Raw genomic sequence first — 13616 nt, forward strand, 5'->3', positions numbered from 1 at the left:
TCGAGATCGAGGTTTGTTTGCAGTCGAAAGATATATCTATAGAATGCGTAAGTCTAAATAAAGGAGTTTAGCTATGGCTTATCACACCTACAAATCTCCGCTTCTATGGTTAGCATCGATAGTCAAAGACAGCCGAGTGAGTGTTGGAGAATATACCGCCTGTGACAACTCCATTACCTTTGCGTTGTGGTTTCCTGATGAGAGAATTGAGATTGGTAAATATTGCTCTCTAGCAAAAGATATTACTATCTTCGGTGGCGGAGAGCATCACATTACTAGGGCGACTACTTATCCATTTCGCCTGTTCTTCCCTCTCTCTCAAACCCAGTTTGCAGAACGGCGTGACGAAGTACGCCACAAAGGTACTACTTCAATTGGAAATGATGTATGGATTGGCTACGGTGCAACCATTTTGTCAGGAGTTAAGATTGGCAACGGAGCAGTCATCGGCTCTCAGGCAGTTGTTGCCAGTGATATCCCTGATTATACGGTTGCTGTAGGCAACCCAGCTAAGGTTATCCGCTCTCGATTCAGACCTGAAACAGTTGAACGTCTGCTGAAACTGCGTTGGTGGGACTGGGATACTAAGAAAGTTATTGCAAACCTAGAATGGCTTTACCAAAATCCTGACGATTGGCCAGAAGATATCCAGTTTAATGAATCTACAGAAGGTCTGCCAGATTTTCCTGCACCTGAACTTCTAGAGGAAGACATTAAAAACATCAGCAAAGGGTAAGGGAATCCACATTTTAAGACGTGAGATATGAAATGAGGACGCAATGCAAGCCGCGCAAAATGTAACACTATTAATAATAGTGTTACATCTGTTTTTTTGCGATAGTTCCGTCGGTGCTTTTAATACCAGCTTTGACGCTGATATCTAGAGTTGCTGTTGTTGTCGGACAAAACACACACCCGAATGGCACGCTTGTTAACGGCAAACCCATTATATATAAGGCTTTTGGGTGTGGGGTGTGGCTGAGTGGGTGTAGTAAGTCAGAAATTTATTTGTATCCCCACTCATATTTACTAGAAACAGGGTGTGGGGTGTGGGGTGTGGCTGAGTGGCTGAGTGGCTGAGTGGCTGAGTGGCTGAGTGGGTGCAGGTTTAAAGCCTCGCCCCACGCGCACGAAAAATCCTTATTTCGCAAGGCAGGTAAAAGCCCCACCCGGAGTGTCTGTCTTAATTTCCCTACACCCCACACCCAATACAACCTGCACCCTGTTCACTTTTCTTGATTTTTCCCTACACCCAACACCCTACCCCCAACACCCTGCCCAGACGAGCTTTCAGCTTTACAAGCGTGCCATTCACACACACCCAAAGCAGAAAATTGAACCAAAAAGAGAAATCACCATGACCCTGACAATGACACCCACTATTACTGCCTTTGAACGGTCGCCTGATGGCGGCAAGGGACTGGCGCGTGACATGCGCGTTCGCTGGGCGCTCGAAGAAGTGGGCCAACCTTACAACGTTCGTCTTGTTTCGTTCAGTGAGATGAAGCAACCCGCGCACCGTGCGCTTCATCCTTTCGGGCAAATTCCAACCTATGAGGATGGCGATCTCGCCCTGTTCGAGTCGGGGGCGATCGTGTTCCATATCGCGGAGCGCCATACAGGGCTGTTGCCAGACGATGCCAATAGTCGAACGCGAGCGATCGCATGGATGTTTGCCGCACTTAACACGATGGAGCCGCCAATCGTTGATCGGGAAATGGCCGCGTACTTAGAGCGTGATGAGGCCTGGTACGAGCATCGCCTGCGTGTCGTCGAAGGTCGCATCCGTAACCGGCTCCTAGAACTTTCCAGTCACCTTGGAGATGCCGACTGGCTCGATGGTGCATTCAGCGCAGGCGACCTGATGATGGTGGAAGTGCTGCTCAGGTTGAAAGACTCGGGTATGCTGGACGACTATCCAAATCTCTCTACCTATGTCGCCCGTGGTGAAGCGCGGCCCGCCTTCAAGCGTGCTTTCGCCGCTCAATTAGCGGTTTTCACTCTTCAGCAACCGACTGGCTGACTAGCGCAAAAGATAGATTTGACACTATTGCCCCTGCCTCCTATTTGTATCAACTTTAAAGTGAAACGGTATTACATGTAATGCCCATTGAGCATTAATGGCATCAGAAGCGGCGATCGCAGATAGGAAGATGATGTAGGTTTGCCCAAAAATTTATCCCTTGATGACCAAACCCCGGCATGAATTACGCAAACAATTGCAAACTGTTTAACTATAAGCATTTCAGCTTTACAAGCGTGCCATTCTCTACATAACTGATGTGGCCACCATTATCAGCAACTTCTAACCGGAGAATGTAGCTATCATTCTGCAACAGCGATGGGTCGAACTTACCCAGTACACTATTAGCGATCGTTAGAAGTTTACTTCCGGCCACTCCGGGTTAGCTTTGGCTACTTTTGCCGCACTGAAGTTTTAATTTAGTTGCTCTCGGATTTCGTGTTTGAGGAAAGTAGGTTGCTCTCCTTGATGCTTATTGTGCAACTTTTAGTTACAAACATCAACCCCTAATTGCACAATTTTGGTTGATTTCAAGCACAGTAACTCAGCTAATGTACAGCCAAATATTTTACACAAAGCAGTAAGGACTTCTGGAGAAGCGTTTTTGACATCTGTATTTGTCTCCATCCTGTTCAAGTACTGGCGAGAAATATCTACTTCAAATTCAGTAAGCCTTTTGGATAAATTCAACAACGGTATATCGCCACGCAACTCACGCATTTTTTGCCCACGCGCAGCTGTCCATTTTATAGAACCTACTTCTGTCAGTGGTAACATCACGACCTCTTCCATATCTTCTCTACTTGCCATATTATGCAACTTTTAGTTTACAAACCAAATAGTTTATTGCAACTATTTGTAGCATAGATTGAGTCATTGCGATCGCACTGTGCCAGTTGCGCAAGTCCTGTAGTACTTCACTAATACCATTTCTATTCCGAATACAAAGCTTTCAGAACTGAATCAAAGTAATACTTCTGTACTATTGAAGGCGATCGCCTCCACGAGGTTACCAGTAATCTGACAACAGAGCGTGTTATTTCTTTAACTTCCTATGACTTTATTCTTGAAGCTCTTTTCTGTGCAGCTTCAATGTAAATTGATATCAGTATTCACGTAATTCTTCGATAATTCAACTGTCGGCTCCTAATTGCAACGATGTCTACGACGGGCTACGCCTACGCAATTGAAATTCACTCTTTAATGTATAGTCAAGGGAATGCCGTTATCTTTGGGTTTTAAATTGAGAATAAATGGAACAGCTTTCAATACCCAATCGGACACGGGTGTATAATTAGCAGCTTCTTCTCCAAAGCTAATAGAAAGCATATCTGTATGAATAATACCTGGATTGAGGGGTATAGCTGCCATACCAGTTGGCAATTCTTGTGCCAAAGAACGAGTTAATCCTTCTATTGCCCACTTAGAAGCACAGTATGGTGCTACTTGGGCTGAAGTCGAACGTCCCCAGCCAGAACTAAAGTTAACAATAATACCCCGTTTGTTTTTCACCATTGCTGGTACGAAATGGCGAATTATATTCGCTACTCCTTTGATATTGATATCTATAAGCTCAGAAAATTCTTCAGATGGTATTTCCCACAAAGGTGCTAGGTAATTAGTAATTGCTGCATTATTTATCACTATATCTGGCGGTGAATATTTTTGAAGTACGTCTTGGGCCCATTTTTTTACAAGTTGTTCATTTGCCACATCTACAGATGTGAAATCATTGGGCGCACCATACTTATGCTGTATTTTATCGATAGCATCTGATGAACGAGCGCAACCAATAACAGTATGTCCCTGTTGAATAAAACCCTCGGTCATCGCATAACCTAGACCTTTACTTATGCCTGTAATTAAGATCAGCTTAGTCATATTATTCTGGTATTATTGGATTTCAGTTTTTTTCCGGTCGGTTTCGTGGGGGTAAGGTTCGTCCATCATAAAACTGAATAACTAACTTACTTAGTCCGATCCATGCTAGTGCAAAGATTAAGGGAGCTAGAGTTTCAATCACAACTACTACAACTGATGTTGTCTGAAAAAATAAAAAAAGCATTGGAGTCCAAGCCAAAGTAAGTACTGTTGCAACTCCACTCCCAAATCTCAATCGCTCAATAATAGAAAGCGCCGAGCTACAACTAGCACATTTTTCCGTATGAGAATGATACCTCTCCAGCAGCACGGACTTTGCCAATGGGGGAGAAAAAGTCTCTTTGCCAAATGGTTCAGCGTTATATTGGTTTACCCACTGACGCAGTTCAAATACAAAACTATCTGCTTTGGTTGGAAGGTAAAAGGCTTTAGTAAAGTTCGGGCTACCTCCTTTAGCTTCAAGATACCTTTCCTGATAGTGGAGAAAAATTTGATCGTCTTCTAAAACACCATTTTGTCCAATGTGGTAATACCAACGCGGTCTGAGCTTAATAAACCAACCTGGAAGTTTAGAAGGAAACTTAAAAGGAAAACGTGCAAATACACGACATTCTCCTTTACGTATGGGTGTAGCATAAACAACGGTTAGAATTCTGCCGCGCTGGGAGTTGATGTCGTGCCACATTAAACTTGGAGCGACGAAGGTTGTAGATAACTCTCCTGATTGCCCTGGTTTCAAACCTTGTTTCCAAATCCCTTTGAATCCATGTTTCCCAGATTCAATCACTTCAAGTTCCAGAGGTGCTGCATTTGCCCTATTTCCTACCGTTTTATGATGTGTAAACGATATGTGGCTAGGGTCTAGTATATTTTCTAATAGGGTTAATGCATCATAAGGTACATCTCTAAATGTATTAATTACAACCCATCCTTCTGGAGATTCTTCTAATGGTTCAATTATTGGGACTTCGGTTTTGGCAGCATTTTCATATTCACCAACGTATACAAACAGTAGTCCTTGCTTCTCAATAGTTGGTAATGATGCCACACAAGCTCGTTTTGATGTCTCTGCTGTTCCACCTTCGACTTGTTGAGGAATCCTTTGACAATTCCCATCTCCAGAAAAAGCCCAACCGTGATAGGGACATTCCAAAAGCCCATCGTCACTAATTCTGCCTTCAGACAACGGTGCTAAACGATGAGGACACTGGTCTTCAAAGCTTCTCCAAGATTGGGCAAGTCTATCCCACCAAATTACAATATCTCTTCCCAGCACTGTAAAAGGCGTTGGTTTTGATTTGTCTAAGTCCTCTAGGTAATGGATGGGATACCATGTTTCTTTACAATCAAAACTATTCGGATCGCTGCCGCCCCCAGGCTGTTTTGAGTGCAAACTATCTCTGACGTTAACTTCTTTCTCAAGCATTTTTGATGTTTATTAACTTTTATTGCCTACTCTAAGATTTATTTTAGCTAGTATGAACATTGGCTGTATGGCGATCGCATTTCCATTTTTGATTTTATAAATAGCCACTAAAATGGCAGATAATATGCTATTAGTAAACACTGACAAGACAAGTTTCTCAATCCTTCCCTACGCCGAGAACTCTTACCCCATTATCAGGCTTGAACACTGACTGGAACAGGGAGAATACGACCCAAACCTGTGAGCTTGCGGAAAATCTGAGTCAATAAAATAGGCTCAGGTTTTTGAGGAAACATTTTTATGGTTTCACGGACATATTGAAAGTCGTGACAGTGAGGCTTGAGGTCAACAATGCCGCATTCGGGGTTACTGTGACGGAAATTAGCTAGAAGATGAGCTTTCTGGCGAAGTAATCGCACTAATGTTATAAAATCGTGTTGCTCTCATTGCCGTTTGAATTTAGACTTGCTGTCTAGGTTTGCACTTTTGTGCATAGCTTGAAAACTGATCTCCAATTAAAATAGGTGCATACTTTAACGAGTAGAGTTAGGGATAAAAATTACAAAATATGAATCTCAAGATAAACCTGACAATTCAGGCGATGTGGAAAAGCTCATTTTAGCGGTTTCCTAACCCTGATTTTCCGTTAGCTATTTTCATTAACTTAGAGCTATTGATAATTAAGCTGTAAAAAAAGCCAAGCTTTTTCGAGGATTGAGGACTTACCGTGAAAAGTAAGCAAAATAAACACTGTAGAGTAAAAGATTTTTTGTAAAGCTTAAGGAAACTTTTAGTTTAAATGAACATAAGTAAAAATCCGGTAGAAGTAAGTTTGAAAAAAGATCGCACTTATGGACATTTACCAGTGGAGAAAAAACTGGGTATTCTTGTTGTCGATGACCATCAATTAATTTTAACTGGTACTCTTGATGTATTAAATCGAGAGTATCCCGAAGCTGCTATTGTTAAAGCTCAGACTAGAGAAGAGACACTTTATCAACTTCAACTTCATCAGTTTGACTTGATTGTGATGGATTTATCAATTCCCGATCGGCAAGGGAAGATAGCAGAAATTGATACCGGAATTAAGCTGTTGCAAAATTTGCTCAAAGAATATCCCCATCAAAATTTTATCGTGCAAACTAGTTATGTGAAAGCCTTGATCCGGATCAAACACGAGATTGATAATCATCAAGGTGGGTTTGCGATCGCAGACAAAGGATTACCCGAAAATGAAATGCTGATGCGGGTTAATTTGGCACTTCAGGGTGCAACTCACACCAAAGACATCAAAACGGGAATCGAACTCAAACCAGAATGGTTGGATGTGTTGCGGTTAGCTTTTGAAGAGAGTTTAACAGATAAGGCGATCGCCGATCGAATGTATAAATCAGAACGAGCAGTGCGGACTTACTGGACAAAGATTCAGGATGTTTTGGGGGTATATCCTGAAGACTGCAAGCAAAGCGGTAAGAATATGCGAATCCAAACCGAAGTTCGTTCCCGTGAAGAAGGCTTAATTGATTAATACGCAAAAAATTAAGCTGGAAGCTAGATGAAAAGGAGAATCAGGAATCGCATTTGGAAAGAATTCAGGTTATGGTCGCTGGCTATACGTCCAGGGATCGTAGTGCTGTTGTTGGTAATGTTAATCCGAATAACTGGAGGAATACAATCTTGGGAATGGATGCTGCTTGATACGATGCTACGTCTGCGTCCGATAGAAAACCCTGATGAACGTGTAGTAATTGTGGGTATCGACGAAAAGGATATTGAATGGGTTAAACAATATCCAATCCCAGATCAGAAGATTGCAGAGTTACTCACCAAGCTGGAAAATTATAAACCGCTAGCCATTGGGTTGGATATCTTCAAAAATGTTCCTGTAGAACCTGGTGGCGAACAACTAGCGCAGATATTACGAGCAAATTCTAATATTATTGGTATTGAAAAAATTTTACCGCCTGGAGAAACTTCACCACCCCAGAGCTTGCCATCCGAACGAGTTGGGTTTGTCGATTTACCTAATGATGAAGATAGCAAAAATCGACGCTATTTGTTGTATACGCCAAATCCTAAGAATATCAATGAAGATAAATATTCTTTAGCACTGCGGTTAGTTACTAAGTATTTAAATGCGAAAGGAATTGAGCCGCAAACTGGAAAAAATGACCCGAATACAATAAGATTCCGTGGGATTGAATTACCCCGAATTACCCATAATTTTGGCGGATATGTCAGGGCTGATGATGGGGGGTTGTCAATTTTGATGAACTTTCGCAACAGCGATCGACCTTTTAATATCGTTTCGCTGCGCGATATTCTCAACGATCGAGTTGATGCAGAATTGCTGCGCGATCGCATTGTCTTAGTTGGCAATCGCAATATGAGCGCGGGTGATATTTTTTATACTTCAGCTTTATCTAATTTAAAATTAAGCGGTCAAATTTATGGCATTGACTATCACGCTCATGTTATCAGTCAAATTCTTAGTAGCGTAATAGATAGCCGGACAATGTTGCATAGTTGGGGAGAGTTTGGAGAGTACACATGGATATTTGTTTGGGGGATTTTGTCGATCGTTATCGGACGGTTTACCGAATCTGCTCAAGCAAATTTACTGACTGTAACTGTAGCAGCATTTTGTTTGTTTAGCTGCGGGTATATGATGCTGTGGGTGTGGGGTGTATGGATTCCTGTAGCACCTAGTTTTCTGATCTTAGCCGTGAATGGGTTAGGTTTAGGTGCTTTTTACCAGCATGATAAATTTTTGCGATCGCAAATTAAGGAACGTCAAAACACAATTCAACACACATTTACCGTAATTCATAATGGCCCTTTGCAAATTCTTGCTTATGGATTAAAGCATCTGCGTGCTAAAGATATTCCTTACGAACAACTGGTTGAGCAATTTGAAAAACTCGATCGCGAAATTCGTGAACTTGGCGATTTTCTCAAACTCGAAGCATTAACCACAGAAGAGAGCTTACGTTTAGGTAGCGGATTAATACTTGAATTGAAACGACCTTTGCACGATTTATTATATGAGGTTTATTCAAGTACATTAGAACGTAAAGATTTTGAACATTTTAAAACATTAAAAGTTAAAATTCGGAATTTTGAACCGATTGATGATAAATATTTAACTATAGAACACAAACGGGGAATATGTCTGTTTTTAGAAGAAGCTTTATGTAATGTTGGTAAACACGCCCAAGGAGTCAAGCGAGTTCAAGCATCGGGTGTTTATAGTGCAAATAAATACAATTTATCTGTAAGAGATAACGGTTCAGGTATTAAATCAAAACTAGAGAATAAAGGCACAAAACATTTTAAAATGCTTGCTAAACAATTAGGAGGAGAGTTTCGCCGTGAATCGCTTTCTCCACGTGGGACTATATGTGAACTTCGTTGGAAACCTACAAAGGAATTTTAAGAAGGAATAAGGCGTTATATCATGTCTGCTAGATTACTTATTAAACCTGAAGAACCCCACCCCGCCAAAGCTATGCTTTGTCTCCCCTCTCCGGCTTGCAGGGAGAGGCTGGGGGTGGGGTGCAATAACTGTGGAAATCATAACTAATTATACGGACATGATATTAATCGCCAGAATTCTCAATTCTTAAAAAGTTTTAGATAACCACACAATCAACAGCATTTACCATGAGTCATCAACATTTCGTATTTTGGGAAAATAAGCGCAGATTTACAAGCTTGGTTGTAGGAGTAGTTTTTCTTATGACCGCAGTCCCAGCATTTGCTCAGTTTAAACCACGCGATCGCAAACCAGCCAGCGACAATACCCGTGCAGGTGGTTCACGTGGATGTTCAGCTAGCGGCATACCACTGACGCAGCTTGCACCTCAGACATTTATCGGTAAAACTGCTTCCACACGTCCAACCTTAGCTTGGTATATGTCAAGTTCTCAAAATGCGCGATTCCAACTGTATGAATTTGATTCACCCAAGACAGTTAAAAAAATTGGGCAAGTTAAAGAAATACCCACAACAGTTGGGATTAACAAACTAAAACTTCCCGTTGATTACCCCGAACTCACAGTCGGTAAAACATATTTATGGCAAATTGCAATTGACTGCGAAAACGACACGATTATTAGACGTGCAGAATTTACCGTTATCAATCCTCAATCACTTGCTAAAAATCGATTTACTAGCATTCCAGAAAGTATAAATTATTATACTGAAAATGAACTGTGGTACGAAGCATTAGAAGAAGCATTAAAAGCAACTGGTAATGCTAAATTGGGGCAAACTGGGGCAACTTTAGTTAAAGAACTTGCACAGTCAGAAATGCTGATTGGTAATGACGTAGATCAAAAAAATATTCAGCAACGAATTGAATACCTCCAGAAAATTGGCAGCGAAAAAATATAGCAGTTTTCATTTTGATGCAACACACTCTGACCTCACTCCAAACCTCTCTCCTAAAAGGAGAGAGGCTTTGAATCTTACTCCGCTTCCAACAATAAAAGTTTTTCCGATCCCCTCTCCTAAGAGGCTACGGTGTACACACAAGTCTGAAATAGTTTACTCACTTGGTTTTTCATGTCAGTTTTACCCCACCCTAACCCTCCCCTTAGAAAGGCTACGGTGTACACACAAGTCGAATTACCCCCCTTAGTCCCCCCTTGTAAAGGGGGGAAACAAGAAAAATCCGGTTCCCTCCCCTTTACAAGGGGAGGGTTAGGGTGGGGTAATTCGAGAACTGGTAGTAATTCGATAACTTGTGTGTACACGGTAGTTCTTAAGAGGAGAGGGTTAGGGTGAGGTCTTTATTAAACAACTAAGAACCACTATAAAAATAGTAGGCAGAATAGAAATGGTAAAAACTTGGTCGATTGCTGTCACAGGATGGCTGGGATGCGTGGTAGGTATTGCAGTTTCTATTAATCCTGCTGTTGCTCAGTTAACTCCCGATAACAGCCTGGGAAAAGAGCGATCGCAAGTCATTCCTCTTAATACAAACAATGACCGCATCGAGGGCGGTGCGGCTCGTGGTGCTAACCTATTTCACAGTTTTCAAGATTTTAACGTGGGTGAAGGTCAAGGCGTTTATTTTGCCAATCCAGAAGGGATAACAAATATATTTTCTCGCGTTACTGGTGGTAACTTCTCAAATATTTTCGGGACATTAGGAGTATTAGGTAATGCGAATTTATTTTTGCTCAATCCCAATGGCATTTTATTTGGTAAAAATGCCCAGTTAGATATGCAGGGATCATTTGTGGGGACAACGGCAAGTAGTGTAAAATTCGCTGATGGTAGAGAGTTTAGTGCAACTACCCCTCAAAATACACCTTTGCTAACTATTAGCGTTCCTCTGGGCTTACAATTCGGGGTGAATCCTGGAAAAATCACAGTACAAGGATCAGGTCATAATTTAACGTACAATCCATCCACTGCTGGAACCATTAGAACTGATGTTCCTGGATTGCAAGTACAACCAGGGAAAACCCTTGCACTTGTTGGCGGTGACATAAATTTGGAAGGTGGAAATCTGAGGGCTGAGTCTGGACGAATTGAATTAGGAAGCATCGTATCACCGAGTTTAGTTAGCTTGACGCAAAATGATTCAGGTTTATCTTTAGGATATTCAGGTGTAAATGCTTTTGGAAATATCCAACTATCTCAAAAAGCCTCAGCTGATGTCAGTGGAGAGGGTGGAGGTTCTATTCAAGTACAAGCAGGGAAACTATCAGTACGTGATGGTTCATCGCTTTTGTCTATCACCACTGGTTCAAAACCTGGGGGAGAGTTTAATGTCAACGCTACCGAGTCAATAGAACTAATTGGAGAATCAACAGACAAAAATTTTGCCAGCAGCTTATATACAGAGTCTCAAGATGCTGGTTCCTCTGGAGAGATAAACGTTAATACAGGAAAATTAATCGCTACAGATGGAGCTTATATTTCAACTTATATTGTATCTTCCGGTAATGGAGGAAATTTGAATGTCAAAGCTTCTGACTCTGTAGAATTGTTTGGCAGGGGTATATTTTTAAGTGGCCTTTATACAGGAACAAGTACTAGCAGTAGTGGAAATGCTGGAAATTTGAGTGTCGAAGCTAGAAGTTTGGCTATTAGTGGAGGTGCGCTACTTTTTGCCAGTAGCCCTGGAGAAGGAAATGCTGGAGATATTACAGTTAATGCTCAAACAATTAACTTAAGTAACCAAGGAACTATTAGCTCTGTCAAGAGTGGGCAGGGAAATGCTGGTAGTATCTCTATTAAAGTTCAAGATACTTTATCTCTAACTAACGGCAGTCGATTATCCAATTTTACGGTACCGGAAACGGTAGGTAATGGTGGAGATATTAATATCCAAACAGGAAAACTCTTTTTAGATAATAACTCTTATTTCACTGCTAGCACCAATGGACAAGGGAATGGTGGCAATATTATTATTCAAGCAGCAGACACTATTTCGATTGCAAACAAAAGTAGTATTTTCAGTGTCGTTTCTAACACAGGTGTAGGTAATGCCGGGAATATTCGTATTCTTGCAAAGTCTTTTTCTGCAAGTGGAGAATCTTCTGTTTTCAACAGCAATATTGGTGGGAAAGGGAATGCTGGCGATATCTCAATCAATACAAAAAAGAATGTTTCTTTCACAGGTGGTTCTTTTTTGAGTGCTAGTACATTAGGTGAAGGTAATGGCGGGAATATCAAAATTCAAGCAGATGGTGCTGTGAAATTTTCTGGACGTAGTGAAAGACTTGGTAGCGGAATATTTAGCGGCGTGTTGAAAACTGGTGTAGGTAACAGTGGTGATATTGAGATTGTAGCCCGTAGTTTTGAGCTATCTGATGATGCTGATTTGTCTACATTGTCTAATGGTAAAGGCAACGCGGGTAATGTCTTGATAACTACATTAAGTGACACAACAATTAAAGATAGTAGTACTATAGCAACATTTCTTACCACAGAGGGAAATGCTGGTAAAATTGCAATTCGAGCAGGTGGTGATGTCTTAATTTCGGGAAAAAGCGATTTGTCCTCTTTTCTTTACCGAAATGCAGTAGGTAAGGGTGGAGATATTGAAATTCAGGGGCGTAATTTTTCTTTAACCGACGGTGCTGTTTTAAATTCTACTACTGTTGGCAAAGGCGATGCTGGAAATGTGCTAGTTAATGCCACTGGCAACATTTCTTTAACAAATGGTGCTAGCATCTATGCTGCGACATTTGGGCAAGGAAATGCAGGTAACGTCACCGTTAATGCTGGGGGTAAATTCTCTCTTCAGGGGACAACTCTTGATGGTTCTAACTTTGACACTGGCATCTTTAGTATAGTCGGAGTAGATGCAGGATTCACAGGTAAAGGTAAAGGTAAAGGCGGTAATATTAACGTTACAGCCCGTGATTTATCTCTTAATGGTGCAGCTTTATCTGCTAGTAGTCTGGGAGATGGAATTGCCGGGAATATTAATATTAATTCAAGTGCTGTAAGACTAGATAATAAAGCCGCTATTACTGCTGTGACTAACTCTAGTGATGGTGGAAATATTAACTTAACCGCTACAGATTTATTACTATTGCGTCGTAACAGCAATATCACCACAACTGCGGGATTAGCCAAATCAGGTGGCGATGGCGGTAACATCAATATCAACTCTAAATTCATCGTCGCCAACCCCGAAGAAAACAGCGACATCAGCGCAAATGCATACACTGGTTCCGGCGGAAACGTCAAAATCAACTCGCAAGGTATCTTCGGTATCGAGTCACGATCAAAGCCGACTGAGAAAAGTGATATTACTGCAAGTTCGCAATTAGGCATTTCAGGTAGCACAGATATTAACGCACCCGATACCAGTTCCATTCAAAACAGCTTTACTGAAGCATCTCCAAACGTCATCGACACTAATGCACTCATCGCCAATAGTTGCATTTCACGCAGTTCCAAGCAAGGGGGTACATTCTTCATTACTGGTTCTGGCGCTTTACGTAATATTCCAGGGGATCAATTAATTTCGGTATATTCCACTGGTGAGGTGCGTAATGTTGAACCAACATCCCGCCTTTGGAAAAAAGGCGACCCGATTATTGAAGCACAAGGAGTTTATCGACTTGCTGATGGACAGTTGGTACTCAGTCGAGAATGCCATTAAAGTATAGCGCTTCTGGGTTGAGTTCAATACAGACCTAACAAGAACAGTACTCATTTGTTATTTCGGAGTACTCATTTGTTATTTCGGAGTACTCATTTGTTATTTCGGAGTACTCATTTGTTATTTCGGAGTACTCATTTGTTATTTCGGAGTAC

General features: G+C 41.4%; 13 protein-coding genes. 7 read left to right on the forward strand and 6 right to left on the reverse strand.

The genetic code is table 11. The annotated features are described in order from the left end of the window. Positions 1–73: 73 nt before the first annotated feature. The 3 genes from RMX89_RS23705 (at position 74) to RMX89_RS23715 (ending at position 2023) form a co-directional block, all read left to right on the forward strand. Positions 74–736, forward strand: coding sequence for a CatB-related O-acetyltransferase (locus RMX89_RS23705; protein WP_322672386.1), 663 nt, complete (start codon positions 74–76; stop codon positions 734–736). Between the two features lie 113 nt (positions 737–849). Beyond that, positions 850–1080: a hypothetical protein gene (locus tag RMX89_RS23710; RefSeq protein WP_322690678.1), complete on the forward strand. Its 231-nt coding sequence runs from the start codon at positions 850–852 to the stop codon at positions 1078–1080. 277 nt (positions 1081–1357) lie between these two features. Beyond that, entirely contained in the window at positions 1358–2023 is a 666-nt protein-coding gene (locus tag RMX89_RS23715) for a glutathione S-transferase family protein (protein ID WP_322690679.1), read from the forward strand. A gap of 71 nt (positions 2024–2094) precedes the next feature. On the opposite strand, the gene RMX89_RS23720 is transcribed toward RMX89_RS23715, so the two are convergent. The 6 genes from RMX89_RS23720 to RMX89_RS23745 all read right to left on the reverse strand — a co-directional run bounded on the left by RMX89_RS23720 (position 2095) and on the right by RMX89_RS23745 (position 5749). Further along, a complete protein-coding gene (locus tag RMX89_RS23720; RefSeq protein ID WP_322690680.1) occupies positions 2095–2244 on the reverse strand; it encodes a hypothetical protein in 150 nt (49 codons plus the stop codon). Further along, entirely contained in the window at positions 2235–2399 is a 165-nt protein-coding gene (locus tag RMX89_RS23725) for a hypothetical protein (RefSeq protein WP_322672388.1), read from the reverse strand. The genes RMX89_RS23720 and RMX89_RS23725 overlap by 10 nt, the downstream gene beginning before the upstream one ends. A 110-nt stretch (positions 2400–2509) precedes the next feature. Further along, positions 2510–2833 (reverse strand): helix-turn-helix transcriptional regulator, encoded by a 324-nt coding sequence (locus RMX89_RS23730; protein ID WP_322690681.1) that lies wholly within the window; start codon positions 2831–2833, stop codon positions 2510–2512. A gap of 390 nt (positions 2834–3223) precedes the next feature. After that, positions 3224–3904 (reverse strand): SDR family oxidoreductase, encoded by a 681-nt coding sequence (locus RMX89_RS23735; RefSeq protein ID WP_322690682.1) that lies wholly within the window; start codon positions 3902–3904, stop codon positions 3224–3226. A 22-nt stretch (positions 3905–3926) separates the two neighbouring features. Then, on the reverse strand, positions 3927–5330 hold the full coding sequence (locus RMX89_RS23740) for a Rieske 2Fe-2S domain-containing protein (RefSeq protein WP_322690683.1): 1404 nt from the start codon (positions 5328–5330) through the stop codon (positions 3927–3929). A gap of 194 nt (positions 5331–5524) precedes the next feature. Further along, the gene (locus RMX89_RS23745) at positions 5525–5749 is read right to left on the reverse strand and encodes a hypothetical protein (RefSeq protein WP_322690684.1); all 225 of its coding nucleotides are present in this window, start codon (positions 5747–5749) and stop codon (positions 5525–5527) included. Positions 5750–6129: 380 nt separating this feature from the next. Here RMX89_RS23745 and RMX89_RS23750 point away from each other — a divergent pair, with 380 nt between their 5' ends. The 4 genes from RMX89_RS23750 (at position 6130) to RMX89_RS23765 (ending at position 13461) form a co-directional block, all read left to right on the forward strand. Further along, a complete protein-coding gene (locus RMX89_RS23750; RefSeq protein WP_322672392.1) occupies positions 6130–6858 on the forward strand; it encodes a response regulator transcription factor in 729 nt (242 codons plus the stop codon). 27 nt (positions 6859–6885) lie between these two features. Further along, positions 6886–8766, forward strand: coding sequence for a CHASE2 domain-containing protein (locus tag RMX89_RS23755; protein ID WP_322690685.1), 1881 nt, complete (start codon positions 6886–6888; stop codon positions 8764–8766). Between the two features lie 302 nt (positions 8767–9068). Beyond that, positions 9069–9725 (forward strand): DUF928 domain-containing protein, encoded by a 657-nt coding sequence (locus RMX89_RS23760; protein WP_322690686.1) that lies wholly within the window; start codon positions 9069–9071, stop codon positions 9723–9725. 445 nt (positions 9726–10170) lie between these two features. Further along, on the forward strand, positions 10171–13461 hold the full coding sequence (locus RMX89_RS23765; protein ID WP_322690687.1) for a filamentous hemagglutinin N-terminal domain-containing protein: 3291 nt from the start codon (positions 10171–10173) through the stop codon (positions 13459–13461). Positions 13462–13616: the final 155 nt, after the last annotated feature.

This window comes from Nostoc sp. DedSLP04, assembly GCF_034530775.1.
Taxonomy (GTDB): domain Bacteria; phylum Cyanobacteriota; class Cyanobacteriia; order Cyanobacteriales; family Nostocaceae; genus Nostoc.

Excerpts from the sequence above, each read along its gene's own strand:
- RMX89_RS23705 (WP_322672386.1), top strand. The coding sequence starts at position 74 with ATGGCTTATCACACCTACAAATCTCCGCTTCTATGGTTAGCATCGATA.
- RMX89_RS23715 (WP_322690679.1), top strand. The coding sequence starts at position 1,358 with ATGACCCTGACAATGACACCCACTATTACTGCCTTTGAACGGTCGCCT.
- RMX89_RS23720 (WP_322690680.1), bottom strand. The coding sequence starts at position 2,244 with ATGCTTATAGTTAAACAGTTTGCAATTGTTTGCGTAATTCATGCCGGG.
- RMX89_RS23730 (WP_322690681.1), bottom strand. The coding sequence starts at position 2,833 with ATGGCAAGTAGAGAAGATATGGAAGAGGTCGTGATGTTACCACTGACA.
- RMX89_RS23735 (WP_322690682.1), bottom strand. The coding sequence starts at position 3,904 with ATGACTAAGCTGATCTTAATTACAGGCATAAGTAAAGGTCTAGGTTAT.
- RMX89_RS23740 (WP_322690683.1), bottom strand. The coding sequence starts at position 5,330 with ATGCTTGAGAAAGAAGTTAACGTCAGAGATAGTTTGCACTCAAAACAG.
- RMX89_RS23750 (WP_322672392.1), top strand. The coding sequence starts at position 6,130 with ATGAACATAAGTAAAAATCCGGTAGAAGTAAGTTTGAAAAAAGATCGC.
- RMX89_RS23755 (WP_322690685.1), top strand. The coding sequence starts at position 6,886 with ATGAAAAGGAGAATCAGGAATCGCATTTGGAAAGAATTCAGGTTATGG.
- RMX89_RS23760 (WP_322690686.1), top strand. The coding sequence starts at position 9,069 with ATGACCGCAGTCCCAGCATTTGCTCAGTTTAAACCACGCGATCGCAAA.
- RMX89_RS23765 (WP_322690687.1), top strand. The coding sequence starts at position 10,171 with ATGGTAAAAACTTGGTCGATTGCTGTCACAGGATGGCTGGGATGCGTG.